Source organism: Klebsiella sp. 4_1_44FAA, from assembly GCF_000238715.1.
In the GTDB taxonomy this organism is placed as follows: domain Bacteria; phylum Pseudomonadota; class Gammaproteobacteria; order Enterobacterales; family Enterobacteriaceae; genus Klebsiella; species Klebsiella pneumoniae.
This window is the reverse complement of sequence record NZ_JH414800.1, coordinates 311024-332560: the sequence shown is the minus strand read 5'-3', so window position 1 is coordinate 332560 and position 21537 is coordinate 311024. Positions and strand designations below refer to the sequence as shown.

Here is a 21537-nt window from a genome sequence, read left to right as displayed (position 1 = left end):
AGTCCATATCTTTGGCTTATCCTGCCTGACCCATTCATCCACCAGTCACGTACTTTCGTCTTATGTCTTACTCTGTGTGGCAGGAAAAAAATGACTTCAATCAGTAACGACTCTACATTATCGCCGCGGACGCAACGTGATACCCGGCGGATGAACTGGTTTGTTTCCATCGCCGCGGCGGTGGCTGGCTTGCTCTTTGGCCTGGATATCGGCGTGATATCCGGAGCGTTGCCCTTTATAACCGACCATTTCACCTTATCCAGCCAGCTTCAGGAGTGGGTGGTTAGCAGCATGATGTTGGGGGCGGCGATAGGCGCGCTGTTTAACGGCTGGCTGTCTTTCCGCCTTGGCCGTAAATACAGCCTGATGGCGGGGGCCGTACTCTTTGTGGCCGGCTCTATCGGATCCGCTTTTGCCGCCAACGTGGAGGTGCTGCTGGTGGCCCGCGTGGTGTTGGGCGTGGCAGTCGGGATTGCCTCTTATACCGCGCCGCTGTACCTCTCCGAGATGGCCAGCGAGAACGTGCGCGGGAAAATGATCAGTATGTATCAGCTGATGGTCACCCTTGGCATTGTGCTGGCGTTTCTTTCCGATACCGCCTTTAGCTACAGCGGTAACTGGCGCGCCATGCTGGGCGTGCTGGCGCTGCCGGCGGTGATCCTGATCATTCTGGTCGTCTTTTTGCCGAACAGCCCGCGCTGGCTGGCGGAGAAGGGACGCCATATCGAAGCGGAAGAAGTGCTGCGGATGCTGCGCGATACCTCGGAAAAGGCGCGCGACGAGCTTAACGAGATCCGTGAGAGCCTCAAGCTGAAGCAGGGCGGTTGGGCGTTGTTTAAGGTCAATCGTAACGTGCGCCGGGCGGTGTTCCTGGGCATGCTGCTGCAGGCGATGCAGCAATTCACCGGCATGAACATCATCATGTACTATGCGCCGCGTATCTTTAAAATGGCGGGCTTTACCACTACTGAACAGCAGATGATCGCCACCCTGGTGGTGGGCCTGACCTTTATGTTTGCCACCTTTATTGCGGTGTTCACAGTGGATAAAGCGGGCCGCAAGCCAGCGCTGAAAATCGGCTTTAGCGTGATGGCGCTGGGCACTCTGGTGCTGGGCTACTGCCTGATGCAGTTCGACAATGGCACCGCATCCAGCGGCCTCTCCTGGCTCTCCGTCGGCATGACCATGATGTGTATTGCCGGGTATGCGATGAGCGCGGCGCCGGTGGTGTGGATCCTCTGCTCCGAGATCCAGCCGCTAAAATGCCGCGACTTCGGTATCACCTGCTCGACCACCACCAACTGGGTGTCGAACATGATCATCGGCGCCACTTTCCTGACGCTGCTTGACGCGATTGGCGCCGCCGGCACCTTCTGGCTCTACACGGCGCTCAACGTGGCCTTTATCGGCATCACCTTCTGGCTGATCCCGGAAACCAAGAATGTCACCCTCGAGCACATTGAGCGCAACCTGATGGCGGGCGAGAAGCTGCGCAACATCGGTAATCGTTAATGTGAGGCGCGCGGCAACCACGGGCTGGCGACTTTGCGCGTCTCCCGATGGTTGTCGCCGTGAATGATATGCAGGGCGCTCAGGCGCCCGATGTCATAATGCGGCAGTTGCACTGTGGAGAGCGGCGGTAGAAACAGATCGCCAATGCCCACCATGTTGTCGTATCCCACTACCGCCACGTCCTGTGGAATGCGTAACCCCTGGCCCAGCAGCGTCTGATAGACCATAAACGCGATGCGATCGTTGCCGCAGATCACTGAGTCAAAGCCAGGTTTACCCTCGCGGATATGCGCCAGCACCACCGCCGGGATATCGTGGTAATGCTCATCGCCCTGGCCCATATACGAATGGCTCAGATGATCCGGTTCGATACCGGCCTCCCGGCAGGCGCGCTCCAGCCCCCGGCGGCGGCGGATCGTCGCCGGCTGGCTGGCGGGTAAGTGCAGGCACAGCGGACGACGATAGCCAGCGGCAAGCAGGGCTTTCACCGCGTCGTACTGCCCCTGTTCATCGTCCGGGATATAGCTGGCCACCGGCTGGCTGAGGCTTTCGCAGTTGGCCAGCACGCAGGGCAGAGTCAGCAGTTTTTCCGGCAGTGGTACCTGGCGCAGGCCCATGGTGGTAAAGATAATGCCGTCCGGACGGTGGGAGAGGAGCAGGTCGACCACCGCTTCCGGACGATCGTCAGAAAACATATTGACCACAAAGCTGTTCCAGCCGTGGGCGCGGGCCGTCTCTTCGATCGATAAGGTGATTTCCACCGAAAAGGGCGTGGTGACGGTATCCAGCGCCAGCACGCCGATGGTGCTGGGGGTGGCGCGGCCCCGCGGATCTTCTTCGCCGACAGGTCGGGGACGTAGTTGGTCTCGGCGATGGCGGCCTGCACGCGGGCCAGTGTCTCGGGCTTCAGCCGCTCCGGGGTGTTCAGCGCCCGTGAGACGGTCATCAGAGATACATTCGCCAGTTTTGCTACATCTTTCAGGGACGCCATTTTTTCCTCCGCCATTGCCGCAGAGTACAGGCTATACAACTAAGTCGCTGATGTAAAAGAGTGAAACGATTTTCTGCTATCGCCGTCGTGAGCTATGTTGCGGTTGATTTTTGATCGCGATCGCATCTTCATTATGTTAACGTTAACTTTTGTGATTAACATCATATATCGCAGCGAATCCACCTGCGTTTTGTTTTTGTTAACGTTACCATAATTGCATTCCTCTAACACGAGAATGTCATGATGAAAGCGCCTCACTCACACAGCTACCCGTTGCTCAGTGCCTTACTGTTTTTCTTTTTCGTGACCTGGTCGTCATCCGGCTCCTTGCTCTCTATCTGGCTTCACCAGGAGGTTGGGCTGAAGGCAGGCGATACCGGTATTATCTATGCCGTACTGTCGGTTTCCGCGCTGTTTGCGCAAGTTTGCTATGGATTTATCCAGGACAAGCTGGGGCTGCGCAAACATCTGCTCTGGTATATCACCGCGCTGCTGATCCTCTCTGGTCCGGCGTATCTGCTGTTCGGCCACCTGCTGAAAATCAACGTCCTGTTGGGCAGCATCTTTGGCGGGATCTATATCGGTTTGACCTTTAACGGCGGCATCGGCGTGCTGGAATCTTACACCGAGAGGGTGGCGCGTCAGAGCCAGTTTGAATTCGGCAGGGCGCGGATGTGGGGCTCGCTGGGCTGGGCGGTGGCCACCTTCTTCGCCGGCCTGCTGTTTAACATCAATCCGCAGCTAAACTTCCTCGTCGCCAGCTGTTCCGGGCTGGTGTTCTTTATCCTGTTGGCGCGGCTGCGGGTCTCCTCGGCGCCGCATGCGATGCAGGAGGCGGTATCGGGCGGTAAGGTGACCCTCGAAGATGCGCTGCGCCTGCTGACGCTGCCGCGCTTTTGGGCACTGGTCTTCTTCGTCATCGGCACCTGCATTTACGGCGTCTATGACCAGCAGTTCCCGGTCTATTTCTCATCGCAGTTCGCGACCCTGCAGGAAGGCAATGAGATGTATGGCTACCTCAACTCCTTCCAGGTGTTCCTCGAGGCGGCCGGCATGTTCTGCGCGCCGTGGCTGGTGAACCGCATCGGCGCCAAAAACGGTCTGATTTTCGCCGGCATGGTGATGGCGATGCGCATGGTGGCCTCCGGTCTGGTGGAGGGGCCGCTGCTGATCTCCATCACCAAACTGCTGCACGCGGTGGAGTTGCCGATACTGCTGGTGGCTATCTTTAAGTACAACAGCCTCAACTTCGATAAACGTCTCTCCTCCACCCTCTATCTGGTGGGCTTCGCCTGCACCAGCTCGATTATCGCCAGCGTATTGTCGCCGCTGGCGGGCTACAGCTATGAAAAATATGGCTTCGCCCAGTCCTACCTGATCATGGGCATGCTGGTGTTCTGCACCACCTTTATTTCCATCTTCTTGTTGCGCTCCGGCAAATCCTCCGCCGATCCGCTGGTGTCGCAACCTACCGCTATCTGAATCAAAAAGAGTGAAAATGATGACTTACACAATCTCCCGGGCTGAACAGGTACTCCAGACACAACGCCAGGCGCTGAATCTGCGCTGGTATCCGCACTATCACCTGGCGGCCCGCGCCGGGTGGATCAACGACCCAAACGGTCTGGTGTGGTTCGACGGCTGGTACCATGCCTTTTATCAACATCACCCGTACTCCACCCAGTGGGGGCCGATGCACTGGGGGCACGCGCGCAGTAAGGATCTGGTGCACTGGGAGCATTTGCCGGTAGCCCTGGCGCCGGAGGGCCCGGAGGATAAAGACGGCTGCTTCTCCGGCTCGGCGGTGGTCGATGGCGATACCCTGGCGCTGATTTACACCGGGCATAAGTTCCACGGCGATCCTGGCGACGAAGCCAATCTGTATCAGGTGCAGTGTCTGGCCACCAGCCGCGACGGGATCCACTTTGAGCGCCAGGGGATGGTGGTCGACACCCCGCCGGGTATGCACCACTTCCGTGACCCGAAGGTCTGGCGTGAGGGAGACAGCTGGTACATGATCGTCGGCGCGCGCGAAGGCGATACCGGCCAGGTGCGGCTGTACCGTTCAGCCGATCTGCGCCAGTGGCAGGACGCGGGGGTGCTGGATGAAGCGGAAAGCACCATGGGCTATATGTGGGAGTGCCCGGACTTCTTCACCCTCAACGGCAAACGCGTTCTGATGTTTTCCCCACAGGGGATGCAGGCCGCGGGGTTCAGCAACCGTAATCTGTTCCAGAGCGGCTATCTGATCGGCGAGTGGCAGCCAGGCCAGCGTTTTATTCGCCATGGCGAATTCCGGGAGATGGATAACGGCCACGATTTCTATGCCCCGCAAAGCTTCGCCACCCCCGATGGCCGGCGGATCGTGATTGGCTGGCTGGATATGTGGGAATCGCCGCTGCCGGAGCAGCAGGACGGCTGGGCGGGCATGCTCTCCCTGCCGCGCGAGCTGAGCCTGAGTGCGGATGACCGCCTGCAGATGCGCCCGGCGAAAGAAGTGGAGAGCCTGCGCGGCGCCTGGTTCCCGTGGCCGGTCAGCACCCTGAACAACCAGCAGACGACGATGGTCGACAACTGCGAGGCGATGGAGGTGAATCTGCGCTGGGACTGCGCCCGCAGCAGCGCCGAGCAGTATGGTCTGCGCTTTGGCGATGGCCTGCGCATCTACGTGGATGCCCAACAGCAGCGTCTGGTGCTGGAGCGGCATTATCCGCAGTATGGCCTGTGCGGGACGCGCAGCGTGCCGTTGACCGCCGGGGCGGATCTCAACCTGCGAATATTTTTCGATAGCTCTTCGGTGGAGGTTTTTGTCAATGACGGCGAAGCCTGCCTGAGCAGCCGTATCTATCCGCAGGCTCCCCACCGTGAATTAGCGTTATTTGCCTGGAGCGGCTCGGCGGCATTAACCGAAGCCGGCGCCTGGCAGCTCGAATAATAATAAGGCTGTTGTCGTTAATAACCCGTCTTTGACGATGGGCGGGTTATTATTGCCTGCATCGTCGTGCGTTACCCATTAATAAAAAATTCAGTTCATTCCATAATAAAAGGGTTTACCGATGAATAAAATCTGGGTCGGGTGTTTTCTGACGTCTCTGTATCTGCCATCCGTTATGGCGCAGGCGCCGTTATCGCTGGAGGAGCGACTGGCGCAAATGGAGCAGCGGCTAAAGGCGACGGAGGCGCGCGCCGCCAGCGCAGAGGCGGAAATTAAGACGCTGAAAGGCCAGCAGCAGGCCGCGACGGTCGCCCGCGCGGAGCCTGCTTCGCCGCGTTTGCAGCTAAATGACAATGGCGAATTAAAATTTTATGGCGACGTCGAATTTAACCTCGATGGCGCCAGTCGCACCGGCAGTCTGACGTCGGTCAAAACCAGCGCGAATAAAAGCTGGGCGCCCGGCGATAAAGAGCGCTGGGATATTAACGGTCGTATTCTGCTGGGTTTCGATGGCAGACGGAATGGCGCCGACGGGCAATATGCCGGATTCAGCGTGCAGCCTCTGGCGGATATGGATGGCAAAATGAATCTTGATGATGCGGTATTTTTCTTCGGCCAGCAGGATGACTGGAAAATAAAAATAGGCCGCTTTGAAGCCTGGGATATGTTCCCGCTGAATCAGGATACCTTTATTGAATATTCAGGTAATACCGCCAACGATCTCTATTCCGATGGCTATGGCTATATTTACATGATGAAAGAGGGGCGCGGGCGCAGCAGCAGCGGCGGTAACCTTCTGTTTAGCAAAACGGTGGATAACTGGTATTTCGAAGTTAACACCCTGGTGGAGGACGGCAGTTCGCTGTTTGTCGATCAGAACTATCATGGTAACGCGCTGGAAAACCGCAAAAATGTGGTGTACGTGCGGCCGGTGGCGGCGTGGCAGTCCGGCGCCTGGTCGGCGGCCGCGGCGATAGAGAGCAATCTCGTCAACAATGCTTACGGCTATCAGAGCCAGAGCGGACGCTGGGTCGACCAGTCAAACCGCACCGGCTACGGGCTGACCATGAGCTGGAACACCCTGAAAAGCGATCCGCAGGATGGGGCGGTGGTTAATCTGAGTACCGCCCTGCTGGACGCGGCGGACGAAACCGACTTCAGCGCCGGGATCAACGCCCTTTGGCATCGCGTGGAGCTGGGCTATATCTATGCGCACAATAAAATCGACCAGTTCAATATGGCCGGGGTGACCAGCGAATGCGATGGCGATTGCGCTATCCTGGCGCCGGGGCGCTATGACATCCATACCCTGCACACCTCCTGGCAGTTGCCGAATATCATGGCGATGCCGAACTTCAATATTTACCTTGGCGCCTATGCCTCGTGGCTCGATTCCACGGCAGCGAAGAGCGGGAATCCCGATGACCGCTACGGCGCCCGGGTGCGCTTCAAATATTTCTTCTGACAGGATACTCAGGCAGGCTCTCCCGCGGCGGACGCCACGGGAGAGTTCAGGCGGGCAGGTTAGCGCATCGCGCGGCGCAGAATGCGGTCGGTCTGGCGCTGGAAGTCCTCGGCCGCTTCTTCCACCGACTTTTTACCGTAGTCGATGTACTGCAGGGTGGTGCCGAACTGGGCGACGATCTGCGGATCGTCGAAGTACGGGGAGACCGGCAGAGCGGTGGGCAGGGATTGCGCCAGCTTCAGGCCGGACACCGCCGGATCGTCGGCTTTGATTACCCCATCCTCGGTCAGGTAGGTGACCGCCGCTTTACTCAGCGGCACGCCGCGCTCCAGTCCAAGAATATCCACCCCTTCTTTGCTGTTCAGCAGGAAGTTAATCACTTTCGCCGCCGCCTGCGGGTTTTTCGTCGATTTGCCAATCGATAACATTTGCGCGGGCTTGAAGAACAGTCCGGCATCGGTGGCGCCCGGCAGCATCGGGTATTCCCCCAGCACCAGCTTCGCCGGCGGCTTCAGGTTATCGGAATATTTGTTGATGGTGGAGTTCCACATGTAGGTCCCGCCCCATTCGCCCTGGATCCACGGCTTCATTTCGTACATGTTGCTCTTGCCGAAGGAGGCATAGTAGCGGGTGTCCGGCATCACATGGCTGTCGATAAGCTTCTTATACATACCGAAGAAATCCGCCCACTGCGCTTTGCTGTAGGAGAATTTTCGCCCTTTCTCATCGATGGCCGGCTGATTGTATTTTTGCACCATATAAGAGTTGAGCAGGGCCAGCACGTCCTGGTGTTCGAGCACCACCGGGTAGTACTGTTTCCCGAGCTTGCTTTCGAAAGTTTTTCCCGCCGCCATGAGTTCATCCCAGGTTTTCGGGAAGGGGATGCCCGCCTTTTTCCATGCTTCGTCGTTAAAGTAGAAGACGCGGGCGGTGACGGAAATTGGAATACCGTTAAGCTTGCCGTTGACCGTGGTGGACTGCAGTTCTTTGGCGTCGAACTGGCTGAGGTCGATCTCGTCTTTCAGGGTATTCAGATCGTAAAAGCCATCGCCATTTTTCGAAAAGATCGGCAGCCAGTTCCAGTTGGTCTGCATCACGTCAGGCTCGGTACCGCCGGCAATCTGGGTGGTCAGGCGTGAAAGATGGCCGTCCCAGCCGGTGTATTCTGCTTTGACGTTGATGTCTGGGTTTTGTTTGTGGAATTCCTCCAGCGCCTTGAGGGTGACCTGATGGCGGCCGTTGCCCCCCCACCAGGACATACGCATGTCGACATCCTGCGCTAGCGAAGAGAAGGCGCTAAGGCCCAGGGTGGCGGAGAGGGTGGCGCTTATCAGCACGTTTTTCATTGTTATGCTCCAGGGTTCACAGAGAGAGGTTCTGTTCGGTTTTGGCGTCAAAGATGTGACACTTGTTGAGATCAAAGGTGAAATAGACTTTGCGATTCAGTCCCCTGGCAATCATCGGCTTCGCATCGTCCGACGGCACGCGGGCGGTCAGCTCATAATCAGCAACCCTGAGATAAACAAAGAATTCATGTCCCATGTTTTCTACGCGTACCATTTCACCCGCGCAGGAACCTTCGGCAAACGGTTCATCGGAGAGAGAGACAAACTCCGGGCGCACGCCAAAGAACACCTGCTGATTCTTATGGGTTTCAACTTTGCTTTGCAGCCGATCGTTGAGCGGCAGCCGCTGATCGCCCAGCGTCAAATGCAGGCGACCACCGTGCTCAACCAGCTGGCTGGGACGAATATTCATCTCCGGCGCGCCGATAAACCCGGCGACAAACATATTTTTCGGCTGGTGGTAGAGATTGTCCGGGGTATCAACCTGCATAATGTGGCCGAGCTTCATCACGCAGATGCGGTCGCCCATGGTCATCGCTTCCGTCTGATCGTGGGTGACGTAGACGGTGGTCGCCGGTTTGCCAGATTTTTTCAACTGCTTATGCAGATCGGAAATGCGGATCCGCATCGAGGCGCGCAGCTTGGCGTCAAGGTTGGAGAGCGGTTCGTCGAACAGGAAGACGTCCGGTTTTTTGACGATCGCCCGGCCCACCGCCACGCGCTGCGCCTGGCCGCCGGAGAGCTGGCGCGGCAGGCGATCGAGCAGTTCTTCCAGTTCGAGAATTTTCGCCGCTTCTTCCACCTGTCTGTCGATTTGCGCCTTCGGCAGCTTGCTCAGCTTGAGGCCGAAGGCGAGGTTTTCGCGCACCGTCATATGCGGATAGAGGGCGTAGTTCTGGAACACCATCGCGATGCCACGGGATTTAGGCGCCAGGTTGTTGACGATTTTGTCCCCAATCCGCACCTCGCCGCCGCTGATGGTCTCCAGGCCCGCCAGCATGCGCAGGGTGGTCGATTTGGCGCAGCCGGAGGGGCCGACGATCACCATAAATTCGCCATCGGCAATCTTCAGGTCGATACCATGCACCGCTTTAAACCCGTTGGAGTAGACTTTTTCCAGTTTGTTGAAAATCACTTCAGCCATGATATTTCCCTCTTAACCTTTGATTCCGCTGCTGGTCACGCCCTGCACGAAGTAGCGTTGAGCCAGGAAGAAGACAATGATGGACGGCAGAATGGAGATGCTCGCCATTGCCAGAATTTCGTTCCACGGCGCGCCTTCCGTGACGTCGATAGACATTTTTAGCGCCAGCGCGATGGGATACTTATCGACGCTGTAGACGTAGATCAGCGGACCGATAAAGTCGTTCATCGACCACATAAACTGGAACAGCGCCACCGAGATAATGGCCGGCTTGAGGATCGGCACCACCACATACCACAGCACCTGGATGGAGTTGCAGCCGTCGATCTGCGCCGCCTCTTCCATATCGCGCGGCACGCCGCGCAGAAACTGGATCAGCATGAAGACGAAGAATCCCTGGGTGGCGAAGGCCAGCGGCAAGTACAGCGGCAGATAGCTGTTCAGCATCCCCATTTCGCGGAACATCAGGTACTGCGGGATCAGCAGGACGGTGCTCGGCAGCAACATGGTGGTGATAAGCGTTGCGAACCAGAACTTCTTCCACGGGATCTCAAAGCGTGCGAAGCCGTACGCCACGATGGTGGAGGAAATGATCGTTAACACCACTTTCGGGATCACATACTTAAAGGTGTTCAGCATATAGTGGCCGAAATGGTATTCGGTGCCGGTCTTCCAGCCGTTGATAAACCCGTCCCAGGTGGCGTGGGCAGGCCACAGCCCGAGGGTGGTGAAGATCTCATGGTTCGGCTTGAACGAGGCGGAGAACATCCACGCCAGCGGGTAGAGCATCAGCAGGCCGACGAATATCAGCACGACGTAGCGCACCACCCGGCTCACCTTTTCCCGGCGCAGCGTACGGGCGACCTCACGATCGGCGTCGCTCATCACCGGCGCCATCTGTTGAATATCAGCCATTTTTGCCTCCCTTATCGGCGGAGTAGAAGACCCAGTATTTCGATGACTTAAAGGCGATCGACGCAAAGACCGCCACGACGAGGAACAGCACCCACGCCAGCGCGGCGCCATAGCCCATGTCGAAGTACTTAAAGGCGGTATCGTAGATATAGAGCGAGAACAGGTAGGTGTAATAGGTCGGACCGCCGCCGGTTATCACGTACGGGCCGGTAAACTCCTGGAACGCCTGGGTGGTCTGCATAATAAAGTTGAAGAAAATCACCGGGGTGATCAGCGGCACGGTGACCTTCATGAACATCTGCCACTTTGAGGCGCCGTCAATCATTGCCGCCTCATACTGCGACTGCGGAACGTTCTGCAGCGCGGCGAGGAAGATGACCATCGCGGAGCCAAACTGCCAGACGCGCAGCAGGGTGACCGACATCAGCGCCAGGGAGGGTTCCCCCAGCCAGTTGATGGCATCGATGCCAAAGACGGCGAGAAAACTGTTCAGCAGGCCGTCAATGGCGAACAGGGCGCGCCACAGCACGGCAATCGCCACCGAGCTGCCGAGGATCGACGGAATGTAGTAGGCGGTGCGGAAAAAGCCGATGCCGCGCAGTTTGAAATTGAGCACAAAAGCAATGCCGAGGGCGAAAGCCAGTTTTAAGGGGATGGTTAAAAAGACGTAGGCAAAGGTCACCCCCATCGATTTCCAGAACAGGCTATCCTCGGTCAACATATAGCGATAGTTTTCGATGCCGTTAAATACCGGCGGGCTCATCAAGTCGTACTCGGTAAAACTGAGAAAGAAAGATGAAACAAAGGGAAAAGCGGTAAAGACGATCAGCCCGATGATATAGGGCGATATCCATGCCAATCCCAGCAGCTTGTTTTCATTCATACATACCTACCTGGCTTACGAGTTGTAATACGGATCCGGTGACGCCGCGCTGTCGGCCTTTTACGCCTGACAACGCAAAAATGTCTGAACGCTTCCTCTGCTTAACATGTCCTTGTTAATTAATGGGTTATTCTTTAACTGGTCTAGCAGGTAAGGGCTGTCAGCCCTTTTTTTATGCTGAACTGTTTTTTATAAAACACCGTTTTAATTTCATTTTATTGCGATTTGTTTCTGCGTCATGCAGATCAGGATGGAAATGTGATCAAAGTCGAAACGATGTTTCAAAAAGGTGAGGTGGTAAGCATTTTGGCCGTAAAGGGCGCCTGAAAGGAATGAAAAATTAGGCTTAACTGAGCGGGAAATATAATTACCAGGATAATGATTGTGGCCGCATCTTTTTATTGAAGGGCGCCGGGCAGTAACCGGGGACGGCGAACGCCCCCGTTATGGATTAGCCTTCAAGAAAATCTTCGCGAATGGGAGTAAAGGTATCGAGCAGCGTGCCGGGCTGCAGGCAGACGCAGCCGTGCATAATCCCCGGCCGCTTATACAACGTATCGCCGGCGCTGACGACGCGCGTCTCCTCGCCGATGGTGAACTCGAACTCGCCGGAAAGCACATAGGTGAGCTGTTCGTGAGGATGGTTATGCATCGGGCCGACGGCGCCGGCGGCAAAATTCACCTCCACGGCCATCATTTTGCCGTCGTGGGCCAGAATGCGGCGGGTTACGCCATTGCCGAGGTCTTCAAGGGTGGTGTCTTTATGAAAAATAAACATCGGGCGATCCTGTTGTTAAAGTGAAACATTGTTTCATTTAACTTATCCCACTCTTCATGCAAAAGAAATACGCGGCCAGAGAAGTGGAAAGTTGATCACAAGTTTGCTTCACTGGCAGAAACGACATAAGGAGCAGAAGATGAAAACCATTGGCCTGTTAGGCGGCATGAGCTGGGAGTCCACGATCCCCTATTATCGGTTGATCAATGAGGGCGTTAAGGCGCGACTGGGCGGCCTGCACTCTGCCAGCCTGGTGCTGCACAGCGTCGATTTTCACGACATCGAAGCCTGCCAGTCCGCCGGCGACTGGGATCGCGCCGGGGAGATCCTTGCTGAGGCCGCGGTCGGGCTGCAGCAGGCGGGGGCCGAAGGCATTGTCCTGTGCACCAACACCATGCATAAAGTCGCAGATGCCATCGCCGCCCGCTGCCAGGTTCCCTTCCTGCATATTGCCGATGCCACCGGACGGGCGATTGCCGCCAAAGGTCAGCGCCGGGTCGCGCTGCTGGGCACCCGCTATACCATGGAGCAGACCTTTTACCGCGGTCGTCTGCAGGAGCAGTTTGCCATCGAGACGCTGATCCCTGAGGCTGACGATCGGGCGCAGATCAATCAGATCATCTTCGACGAACTTTGTCTCGGCACTTTCAGCGAGGCGTCGCGGGATTATTATCTGCAGACGATCGCCGCCCTGGCGGAGCAGGGGGCGGAAGGGGTTATTTTCGGCTGTACGGAGATTGGCCTGCTGGTGCCTGCCGAGCTCAGCCCGCTGCCGGTCTTTGACACCGCGGCGATCCACGCGGAAGACGCGGTCAACTTTATGCTCTCTGCAGGACCGACGCCAGCGGCGTGAGGATCTGCGGCAGACTCTGCTGCAGGTGGGCAACAAAGGCGTCGACCAGCGCCGAGCGCGGGCGGTGGAGAGGGCGGATCAGGCTGACGGTAAACGGCACCTCGACGCTGAAGCGGCGCACCACCACGCCGCTATCGGCATAGTCCAGGGCGGTTAACGGATTCACCACCGAGATCCCGGCGCCGGCGCGCACCATGGCGCAGATCGAGGCCGCGCTGTGGGTTTCGACCACCATCCGCCGTTTAACCTGATGCTCAAGGAACAGGGCGTCGAGCAGCTGGCGATAGCTGTCGGTGCGCGACAGGCTGATGTAGTTTTCGCCCTGAAAATCGGCGGGGGTCAGCGTCGCCTGCGCCGCCAGCGGATGGCCGGCGGGCAGCACGCAGACTTCATTCAGCGTCAGCAGCGGGGTGCGTTCGGTGCCCGCGGGGGTATGCAGGGTCTCCGTCAGGCCAAGGTCATGGCGCTGGGCGGAGAGCCACTCCTCCAGCAGCGGCGACTCCTGGGGGACGATCTGCAGGCTGACCTCCGGATAGCGAGAGAGAAACGGCGGCAACAGCAGCGGCAGAAAGGACTGGGAAAACACCGGCAGACAGGCGATCGACAGCTCGCCCTGGCGGAACTCGCGCAGGCTCTCGGCGGCGCTGACGATACGGTCCAGGCCATACCAGGAGCGCTGAACCTCCTCAAACAAACGCAGGCCCTGCACCGTCGGCTGCAGGCGACCGCGGGTCCGCTCAAACAGCTGCAGGCCGAGCACCTTCTCAAAGCGCGCCAGCTCGCGACTGACGGTGGGTTGCGAGGTGTGCAGCATTCGCGCCGCTTCGGTCAGGTTGCCGGTGGTCATCACCGCGTGAAAGATTTCGATATGACGCAAATTGACGGCTGGCATGCGGTCTCCGTGAGGCTCGGCTGGAACCATATCATTTTTGCATAGAGTCGCGATAAAACGATATTTTTTATTCGTCTGTCACTGTGGCGTAATCAGAAAAAACAGCGACCAACACACGCACTGCACCGGAGTTCTTATGCCACACTCGCTTTACGCCACCGATACTGACCTGACCGCGGACAACCTGCTGCGCCTGCCGGCGGAATTTGGCTGCCCGGTCTGGGTCTATGATGCGCAGATTATTCGCCGCCAGATAGCCCAGCTCAGCCAGTTCGACGTTGTGCGTTTTGCGCAAAAAGCCTGCTCAAACATTCATATTCTGCGTCTGATGCGTGAGCAGGGGGTGAAGGTGGACTCGGTGTCGCTGGGGGAGATCGAGCGGGCGCTGGCGGCAGGCTACGATCCGCAGCAGAATCCCGAGGATATCGTCTTCACCGCCGATCTGATCGACGACGCCACCCTCGATCGGGTGAAGGCGTTACAGATCCCGGTGAACGCCGGCTCGATCGACATGCTGAGCCAGCTGGGCGAGGTGTCGCCGGGCCATCGCGTCTGGCTGCGCGTCAACCCGGGATTTGGTCACGGCCACAGCCAGAAAACCAATACCGGCGGTGAGAACAGCAAGCATGGCATCTGGTACAGCCACCTGCCGGCGGCGCTGGAAGTGATGCGTCGCTATCAGCTGCAGCTGGTCGGGATCCATATGCATATCGGCTCTGGCGTTGACTATGGTCACCTGGAGCAGGTGTGCGGCGCGATGGTGCGCCAGGTCGTCGACTTTGGCCAGGATCTGCAGGCCATCTCCGCCGGCGGCGGTCTGTCGATTCCTTACCGCGAAGGTGAAGAGGCCATCGACACCGCCCACTATTATGGCTTGTGGAACCGCGCCCGGGAGCAGATCGCGGCCCATCTGGGGCACCCGGTGAAACTGGAGATTGAGCCAGGACGCTTCCTGGTGGCCGAGTCCGGCGTGCTGGTGTCGCAGGTGCGCAGCGTGAAAGAGATGGGCAGCCGTCACTTCGTGCTGATTGACGCCGGCTTTAACGACCTGATGCGCCCGGCAATGTACGGTAGCTATCACCATATCACCGCTCTGGCGGGGGATGGCCGGGATCTCAACGCCGCGCCGCAGGTCGAAACCGTGGTGGCCGGGCCGCTGTGCGAATCCGGGGATGTCTTTACCCAGCAGGAGGGGGGCAAAGTCGAGACCCGCCTGCTGCCGGCGGTAGCGCCTGGGGATTATCTGGTGCTCCATGACACCGGCGCCTACGGGGCTTCGATGTCATCCAACTATAACAGCCGTCCGCTGCTGCCGGAGGTGCTGTTTGATGGCGGCAAGGCGCGGCTGATCCGCCGTCGCCAGACCATCCAGGAGCTGCTGGCCTTAGAGCTTATTTAAAAAAAGGTCCCGTCGTCACCGACTCGCGAAGCACCAGCGTGCCGGTAAACGGCGGGATCGTTTCTATCGGCTGCTGATTGGCAAGCTTGATCGCCTGGTCGATAGCCGTAGTGATCATGTTGTCGATCGGCAGATAAACCGTCGACAGCCCCGGCTCCAGCCATTTCGCGCTTGGCGCATCGTCGAAGCCAAACAGCGACACATCCTGTGGAATACGCAGCCCCGCCTGATGCAGCGCCTTTGACGCCCCCAGCGCCATATCATCGTTACAGGAAAACAGCGCGCTGAAGCGGGCTTTCTCGTCCAGCAGTTCCCGGCACAGTTCGTAGCCGCGGGTCATCGTCGAGTCCCCATACTTCACCCGGCTCGGATCCCACTCAATACCATGTTTTATCAGCGCGTTGCGGTAGCCCTGCAGGCGAGCCTGGCCGGTAGGGGTATGCATCGGGACGGTGATGCAGGCGATATCGCGGTGGCCCTGGGTAATCAGATACTCCACGGCCTGGAAGGCGGCTTCCTGCTGTTCGAAGAACACGCAGCGTTCGCGGGCCTGCGCCACATCGCGGTTAATCACTACCAGCGGCATGGCGATCGAGTTAATCAGCGACATGATCGCCTTCTCGCTCATGTGCCGGGTATAGAGGATGATCGCATCGCACTGCCGGTCGGCGAGCATCTGCACCGCTTCCTCTTCGCGCTCCGGCGTATCATGGCCGTCGGTGACGATAAGCTGCTTTCCCCAGGCTTCGGTCTGGCGTGACGCCTGCTGCAGCAGACGGCCAAAGTAGAAGCCGTCAAAGGTGGAGACGACCAGCCCGATACTATTGCTGGTCTGATTGGCCAGCGAGCGGGCAAGGAAATTGGGCCGGTAGCCCAGCTCTTCCATCGCTTTAAAGACCTGTTGGCGGGTGCTCTCTTTCACCTGACCTGTGCCGTTCAACACGCGGGAAACCGTCGCTTTCGAGACGCCTGCGCGAATTGAGACATCCAGCATTGTAGCCATTCATCGATTCCTGATTTCACGTGGTAAAGCGCAGTTTATCACAGACCGAAAAGGGACATATCGACGGGGCGGGGCGGAAAAACCATCGCGATCACGCTTTTGGCAGGAACTGACGAGCCGACAGACTTTGGTATGCCAATGTCGATTTTATCGGATATTTGGGATACCACTGTGCGCGTTGCGAGCGCTGTCACAGAACTATTTTTGCCTGGCGACTATGTTTTGGTATGCCAAAAGTCTCTGGCTGTTCACCTGGCCGCAATAAGCCCTTTACACTGAGGTACTCTTTTATGGCATTACAGGACAAACTGATCGACGCGCTGGGGCGTTTCGCGACGACATTCAACAGCTATCGCTACATTATGGCGATCAAATCGGCGTTTATTACCCTGATGCCGGTGATCATCGTCGGGGCCTTTTCGGTGCTGATCTCCAATATGGTGCTGGATCCGAAGAATGGGCTCGCCAGCTTTTCCTCGCTCTCCTTTCTTGCGGCGCTGAAGCCGATCACCAGCGCGCTTAACTACGCTACGCTCAACTTCCTCAATATCGGCGCCGTGTTTCTGATCGGTATTGAGCTGGGGCGGATCAACGGCATCAAAAGCCTGTTTCCCGGCCTGTTGGCGGTGATCTGCTTTATCTGCGTCACGCCGACCACGGTGGAGATGATGGTCGATGGCCAGATGCACGTGGTGAAAGATGTCCTGCTGCGCCAGTTTTCCGATACCCGCAGTCTGTTCCTTGGGATGTTCATCGCCATTCTGTCAGTGGAGATTTACTGCTGGCTGGAGGGGCGCAAGGGACTGAAGATCAAAATGCCGGATACCGTGCCGCCGAACGTCTCTGCCTCTTTTTCCGCGCTGATCCCGGCGATCATCACCACCACCGCGATCGCCACCTTTGGTTTTCTCTTTCACCAGCTGACGGGAATGTATCTCTACGATGCGGTCTACCAGGTGGTGCAGCAGCCGCTGGAGCGGGTGGTGCAGAGCCTGCCGGGGATCCTGCTGCTGATGTTCGTCGCCCAGCTGTTCTGGGTGATCGGCATTCACGGCAACCAGATGATCAAGCCGATCCGCGAGCCGCTGCTGCTGGGAGCGATCACTGTCAATATGAGCGCTTTTGAGCAGGGGAAAGAGGTACCGAACATCATCACGATGCCCTTCTGGGATGTCTACATGAGCATCGGCGGCTCGGGGCTGACCATCGGCCTGCTGATTGCGGTGATGATCGCCACCAGGCGCAAAGAGATGAAAGAGATCGCCAAGCTGTCGATAGGCCCGGGGCTGTTCAATATTAACGAGCCGGTGATCTTCGGGATGCCGATCATGCTTAACCCGATCCTCGCCATCCCGTTTATCATCACCCCGCTGGTGACCGGCAGCATCGGCTATTTCGCCACCCTGACCGGCTTCGCCGGCAAGGCGGTGGTGATGGTCCCCTGGACCACGCCGCCGCTGATCAACGCCTGGCTCTCCACCGCCGGCTCGATGGGGGCGGTGGTGACCCAGCTTATCTGCATCGTCGTCGCGGTGCTTATCTATCTGCCTTTCGTCAAAATCGCCTCCCGCCGTGCCGATGCCGCGCAGCGTCAGGTAGACAATCAACAAACCGCCAACCCTGTCTGAGGAGCCTATGACTACCGTACGGATGACCATTCCCGATGATTTTATCCTTGGCGCGGCGGCTTCCGCCTGGCAGACCGAAGGCTGGAGCGGGAAAAAACCAGGGCAGGACTCCTGGCCCGATCTCTGGTACAAAAACGATCGCCACGTCTGGCATAACGGCTATGGCCCGGCGGTGGCCACCGATTTTATCAACCGCTTTCAGGAAGATGTGCAGCTGATGAAGCTGGCCGGGCTGACCCACTACCGCACCTCAATCAACTGGTCGCGCTTTCTGACCGACTATGAAAACGTCACGGTGGATGAGGAGTATGCGGCCTATTACGACCAGCTGTTCGATGCGCTACTGGCCAACGGCATCACGCCGATGATCTGCCTTGAGCATTATGAATTGCCCGGCTATCTGCTGGAAAAGTATGGCGGCTGGGGGTCGAAAACGGTGGTTGAGCTGTTTGTGCGCTACGCGGAGAAGGTGTTTGCCCGCTACCACCCGAAGGTGACGCGCTGGTTTACCTTTAATGAGCCAATTGTGGTGCAGACCCGGGTCTATCTGGATGCTCTGCGCTGGCCCTATGAGCAGAACACCAGCACCTGGATGCAGTGGAACTATCATAAGGTGCTGGCGACCGCCAGCGTCGTGAAGCGGTTTCGCGAGCTCGGCTATCCCGGGACCGTCGGCTGCATCCTCAATCCGGAGGTGACCTACCCACGCTCACGCGCCCCCCATGACCTGCGCGCGGCGAAGATCTACGATCTATTCTACAACCGCATGTTCCTCGACCCGCTGGTGCACGGCGTCTGGCCGCCGGAGCTTCTCGCGCTGCTCGAGCAGCATCAGGTGACGTGGGAGACCAGCGAGGAGGATCTGGCGGTTATCCGCGAGCACACCGTCGATGAGCTGGGGATTAATCTTTACTACCCGCACCGGGTCAAAGCCCCGTCGCGGGCCTGGCATCCGCATACCCCGTTCCATCCGGCCTGGTATTATGAGCCGTTTGAGCTGCCCGGCCGGCGGATGAACGCCTCCCGCGGCTGGGAAATCTACCCGCAAATCATCTTTGATATGGCGATGCGGATAAAAAATGACTATCGCAACATCCCGTGGTTCGTGGCGGAGAGCGGGATGGGGGTGGAAAACGAAGGCCAGTTCCGTAACCGCGAAGGCGTCATCGATGACAGCTACCGCATTCGTTTTATCAGCGAACATCTGTGGCACACCCTGCGCGCCCGCGAGGCAGGGGCCAACTGCCAGGGCTATATGCTGTGGGCGTTTACCGACAACGTATCGCCGATGAACGCCTTTAAAAACCGCTACGGGCTTATCGAAATCGATCTGCAAAACCATCGCGCCCGGCGACCCAAAGCCTCGGCGCACTGGTTTCGTCAACTGGGCGAACGGCGTGAACTGGTGCTGGATATCGATGATGAATACCGCTAGCCGGGGGCAATATTTGCTAAGATAGCGGCGTATTTGACTCGCAGGCATGTAACGCACAGGTGATTTTGTGGAAAAAGCGATAGTTCCGCCGGAAAAGAAGCCCTATCAGGAGATTGGTGATGACCTGCGCGCCCAGATCGCGCAGGGGCGCTACCCGGTCGGGTCGCGTTTGCCGCCGGAACGCCATATTGCCGAAACCTATGGCGTCAGCCGGACCATCGTGCGCGAAGCGCTGCTGATGCTGGAGCTGCAGGGGACGGTGGATATTCGTCAGGGATCCGGGGTGTATGTCATGCGCATTCCCCACGAGAACGACAGCGAAGAGGAGCAGCTGCTCAGCAGCGACGTCGGCCCGTTTGAAATTCTCCAGGCGCGCCAGCTGCTGGAGAGCAACATCGCCGCCTTTGCCGCGAAAATGGCCACCCGCGCCGATATCGACAATCTGAAGCGGATTATTGAACAGGAGCAGCGGGCAATCGCTCTCAACGACACCGCGCAGGATAACGCTCGTCTGTTCCATCTGGTGCTCGCCGGGGCGACGCAGAACCAGATGCTGTTGGCGACGGTAGAGCGGATCTGGCTGCAGATGGACAGCAGCCCGCTGTGGCAGCAGTTCAATGTGCATATTGCCAGCCGCGCCTGGCGGCTGAAATGGCTCGGCGACCGGCAGACCCTGCTCGCCGCGCTGCGGCGTCGCGATGTGATGGGCGCCTGGCAGGCGATGTGGCAGCATCTGGAAAACGTCAAAAACAGTCTGCTGGAGCTGTCCGATGAAGACGCCCCCGACTTTGACGGCTATCTGTTCGACTCGGTGCCGATTTTTCAGGGGAAGCTGGTATGACGATCCTGCCGCTGTACGCTGCGCCGCAGTACGCCCCGCAGGTGACCGACTGGTTGTGGCAGGCCTTTGGCGGCGAGACGCTGCCGCGGCAATTCTTCGCCAGCATCGTGCAGCATAGCCAGTCGGCGGAGGCGCTGCCGTTGACCTTTATTGCCGTGGAAGGCGAGCAGTTGCTCGGCACGATTGGCCTCTGGCGCTGCGATTTGATCAGCCGCCAGGATCTGTTTCCCTGGCTGGCGGCGCTGTACGTCGCGCCCGCCGCCCGCGGTCAGGGGCTGGCCGGAAAACTGCAGCGGCATGTGATCGATTATGCCCGCCGCGCGGGCTTTCGGGAGCTCTATCTCTACTCCGCCTGCCGGGATTTCTATGAACGCTTCGGCTGGCGCTACATCGGCGAGGGGCTGGATTACCCGGCCACCGCCGTGCACCTCTATCGCTATGACTTATCGCCTTCCTGCGGGGCGACCACCGAGTGACGACGGACCAGCGTCGGGCTGAACAGATGGGTGATCTCCGGCGCCGGCCGCTGCTCCGCCAGGGATAAAGCCAGCTCGGCCGCCTGGGTCGCCATCGTGACGATCGGATAGCGGACGGTAGTCAACCGCGGGCGGACATAGCGCGAAATCAGGACATCGTCGAAGCCAATCAGCGAAATCTCCCGCGGAACGTCGATGCCGTTGTCATTCAGCACCCCCATCGCGCCGGCGGCCATCGAGTCGTTATAGCAGGCGACGGCGCTAAAGTGGCGACCGCGGCCAAGCAGTTCGGTCATCGCCTGTTCGCCGCCGCTTTCATCCGGCTCGGCAAACGTGACCAGCCGGTCGTTGCACGGCAGGCCGCTCTCCTCCAGCGCCGCGTAGTACCCCTGCAGCCGATCTTCCGCATCGGAGATATCGTGGTTTGAGCACAGATAGCCGATACGCGTGTGTCCCTGCTGGATCAAATGGCGGGTCGCCAGCCAGGCGCCGTAGCGGTCGTCCAGCGCGACGCAGCGGGTTTCATATCCGGGCAGGATGCGGTTGATCAGCACCATACCCGGGATCTGTTTCATCAGCCCGGCGAGTTCCTCATCGGGGATCATTTTGGCGTGCACCACCAACGCCGCGCAGCGATGGCGGATCAGCTGCTCTATCGCCTGGCGCTCCTTCTGCACGTTGTGGTAGCCATTGCCAATCAGCAAAAAATTGCCGGTGCGGTAGGCCACCTGTTCGACGGCTTTGACCATCGCGCCGAAGAAGGGGTCGGAGACATCGCCCACCACCAGACCGACGGTTTCCGTTGACTGCTGGGCCAGCGCCCGGGCGTTCGCGTTGGGGTGATAGTTCAGGGTTTCCATCGCCGCGCCCACGGACTGACGCGAAGCTTCGCTGGCTTTGGGAGAGTTGTTGATGACGCGGGAGACGGTAGCGACGGAGACTCCTGCGAGTCGGGCTACATCCTTAATAGTCGCCATACCATGCCTTTTCTAGGGTAAGCGTTTACATACTGCTATGTTACGGGAAAGAGCGGCAGATTCA

General features: G+C 58.4%; 18 protein-coding genes and 2 pseudogenes. 11 read left to right on the top strand and 9 right to left on the bottom strand.

Features of this window, described 5'->3' with window-relative positions; all coding sequences use genetic code 11:
- Positions 1 to 90 precede the first annotated feature (90 nt).
- Positions 91 to 1512 carry a sugar porter family MFS transporter gene (locus tag HMPREF1024_RS13820; RefSeq protein WP_009308591.1) on the top strand — a complete coding sequence of 474 codons (1422 nt, stop codon included), beginning with the start codon at positions 91 to 93 and terminating at the stop codon, positions 1510 to 1512.
- Here HMPREF1024_RS13820 and HMPREF1024_RS13825 read toward each other — a convergent pair.
- Positions 1509 to 2503: pseudogene (locus tag HMPREF1024_RS13825) on the bottom strand (LacI family DNA-binding transcriptional regulator). The gene HMPREF1024_RS13820 and the pseudogene HMPREF1024_RS13825 overlap by 4 nt on opposite strands.
- Before the next feature lie 94 nt (positions 2504 to 2597).
- Between HMPREF1024_RS13825 and HMPREF1024_RS31300 the strand changes: the two are divergent.
- From HMPREF1024_RS31300 to HMPREF1024_RS13840, 4 genes and pseudogenes are all read left to right on the top strand, one after another.
- Positions 2598 to 2731, top strand: a pseudogene (locus HMPREF1024_RS31300) (hypothetical protein).
- Positions 2732 to 2743: 12 nt separating this feature from the next.
- Positions 2744 to 3985, top strand: a complete 1242-nt coding sequence (locus HMPREF1024_RS13830; RefSeq protein ID WP_009308588.1) for an MFS transporter — start codon at positions 2744 to 2746, stop codon at positions 3983 to 3985.
- A gap of 19 nt (positions 3986 to 4004) precedes the next feature.
- The gene (locus tag HMPREF1024_RS13835; protein WP_032409538.1) at positions 4005 to 5438 is read left to right on the top strand and encodes a glycoside hydrolase family 32 protein; all 1434 of its coding nucleotides are present in this window, start codon (positions 4005 to 4007) and stop codon (positions 5436 to 5438) included.
- A 121-nt stretch (positions 5439 to 5559) separates the two neighbouring features.
- Positions 5560 to 6903 (top strand): carbohydrate porin, encoded by a 1344-nt coding sequence (locus tag HMPREF1024_RS13840; protein ID WP_009308584.1) that lies wholly within the window; start codon positions 5560 to 5562, stop codon positions 6901 to 6903.
- 59 nt (positions 6904 to 6962) lie between these two features.
- Here HMPREF1024_RS13840 and HMPREF1024_RS13845 read toward each other — a convergent pair whose 3' ends face one another.
- The 5 genes from HMPREF1024_RS13845 to HMPREF1024_RS13865 form a co-directional block, all read right to left on the bottom strand.
- A complete protein-coding gene (locus HMPREF1024_RS13845; RefSeq protein WP_009308582.1) occupies positions 6963 to 8249 on the bottom strand; it encodes an ABC transporter substrate-binding protein in 1287 nt (428 codons plus the stop codon).
- 16 nt (positions 8250 to 8265) lie between these two features.
- The gene (locus HMPREF1024_RS13850) at positions 8266 to 9393 is read right to left on the bottom strand and encodes an ABC transporter ATP-binding protein (RefSeq protein WP_004211903.1); all 1128 of its coding nucleotides are present in this window, start codon (positions 9391 to 9393) and stop codon (positions 8266 to 8268) included.
- A gap of 12 nt (positions 9394 to 9405) precedes the next feature.
- Complete coding sequence (locus HMPREF1024_RS13855; protein WP_002915996.1) at positions 9406 to 10308, bottom strand: carbohydrate ABC transporter permease; 903 nt, start codon at positions 10306 to 10308, stop codon at positions 9406 to 9408.
- A complete protein-coding gene (locus tag HMPREF1024_RS13860) occupies positions 10301 to 11191 on the bottom strand; it encodes a carbohydrate ABC transporter permease (RefSeq protein WP_002915995.1) in 891 nt (296 codons plus the stop codon). The genes HMPREF1024_RS13855 and HMPREF1024_RS13860 overlap by 8 nt, the downstream gene beginning before the upstream one ends.
- Before the next feature lie 451 nt (positions 11192 to 11642).
- On the bottom strand, positions 11643 to 11969 hold the full coding sequence (locus tag HMPREF1024_RS13865; protein ID WP_002915993.1) for a cupin domain-containing protein: 327 nt from the start codon (positions 11967 to 11969) through the stop codon (positions 11643 to 11645).
- A 139-nt stretch (positions 11970 to 12108) separates the two neighbouring features.
- On the opposite strand from HMPREF1024_RS13865, the gene HMPREF1024_RS13870 reads away from it, so the two are divergent.
- Positions 12109 to 12822 carry an aspartate/glutamate racemase gene (locus tag HMPREF1024_RS13870; RefSeq protein ID WP_002915992.1) on the top strand — a complete coding sequence of 238 codons (714 nt, stop codon included), beginning with the start codon at positions 12109 to 12111 and terminating at the stop codon, positions 12820 to 12822.
- Here HMPREF1024_RS13870 and HMPREF1024_RS13875 read toward each other — a convergent pair.
- On the bottom strand, positions 12788 to 13714 hold the full coding sequence (locus HMPREF1024_RS13875; protein WP_009308578.1) for a LysR family transcriptional regulator: 927 nt from the start codon (positions 13712 to 13714) through the stop codon (positions 12788 to 12790). The genes HMPREF1024_RS13870 and HMPREF1024_RS13875 overlap by 35 nt on opposite strands.
- Before the next feature lie 136 nt (positions 13715 to 13850).
- Here HMPREF1024_RS13875 and lysA point away from each other — a divergent pair, with 136 nt between their 5' ends.
- Positions 13851 to 15113: a diaminopimelate decarboxylase gene (gene lysA, locus HMPREF1024_RS13880; protein ID WP_009308577.1), complete on the top strand. Its 1263-nt coding sequence runs from the start codon at positions 13851 to 13853 to the stop codon at positions 15111 to 15113.
- On the opposite strand, the gene HMPREF1024_RS13885 is transcribed toward lysA, so the two are convergent.
- The gene (locus HMPREF1024_RS13885; RefSeq protein ID WP_004229436.1) at positions 15106 to 16107 is read right to left on the bottom strand and encodes a LacI family DNA-binding transcriptional regulator; all 1002 of its coding nucleotides are present in this window, start codon (positions 16105 to 16107) and stop codon (positions 15106 to 15108) included. The two genes, lysA and HMPREF1024_RS13885, sit on opposite strands and share 8 nt — an antisense overlap.
- Before the next feature lie 299 nt (positions 16108 to 16406).
- On the opposite strand from HMPREF1024_RS13885, the gene HMPREF1024_RS13890 reads away from it, so the two are divergent.
- From HMPREF1024_RS13890 to HMPREF1024_RS13905, 4 genes are all read left to right on the top strand, one after another.
- A complete protein-coding gene (locus tag HMPREF1024_RS13890) occupies positions 16407 to 17744 on the top strand; it encodes a PTS sugar transporter subunit IIC (RefSeq protein ID WP_004174520.1) in 1338 nt (445 codons plus the stop codon).
- A gap of 7 nt (positions 17745 to 17751) precedes the next feature.
- Complete coding sequence (locus HMPREF1024_RS13895) at positions 17752 to 19179, top strand: glycoside hydrolase family 1 protein (protein ID WP_009308576.1); 1428 nt, start codon at positions 17752 to 17754, stop codon at positions 19177 to 19179.
- Positions 19180 to 19246: 67 nt separating this feature from the next.
- Positions 19247 to 20020: a GntR family transcriptional regulator gene (locus HMPREF1024_RS13900; protein WP_002915985.1), complete on the top strand. Its 774-nt coding sequence runs from the start codon at positions 19247 to 19249 to the stop codon at positions 20018 to 20020.
- Positions 20017 to 20496, top strand: a complete 480-nt coding sequence (locus HMPREF1024_RS13905; protein WP_009308575.1) for a GNAT family N-acetyltransferase — start codon at positions 20017 to 20019, stop codon at positions 20494 to 20496. The genes HMPREF1024_RS13900 and HMPREF1024_RS13905 overlap by 4 nt, the downstream gene beginning before the upstream one ends.
- On the opposite strand, the gene galR is transcribed toward HMPREF1024_RS13905, so the two are convergent.
- Entirely contained in the window at positions 20457 to 21473 is a 1017-nt protein-coding gene (galR, locus tag HMPREF1024_RS13910) for an HTH-type transcriptional regulator GalR (RefSeq protein ID WP_009308574.1), read from the bottom strand. The two genes, HMPREF1024_RS13905 and galR, sit on opposite strands and share 40 nt — an antisense overlap.
- Positions 21474 to 21537: the final 64 nt, after the last annotated feature.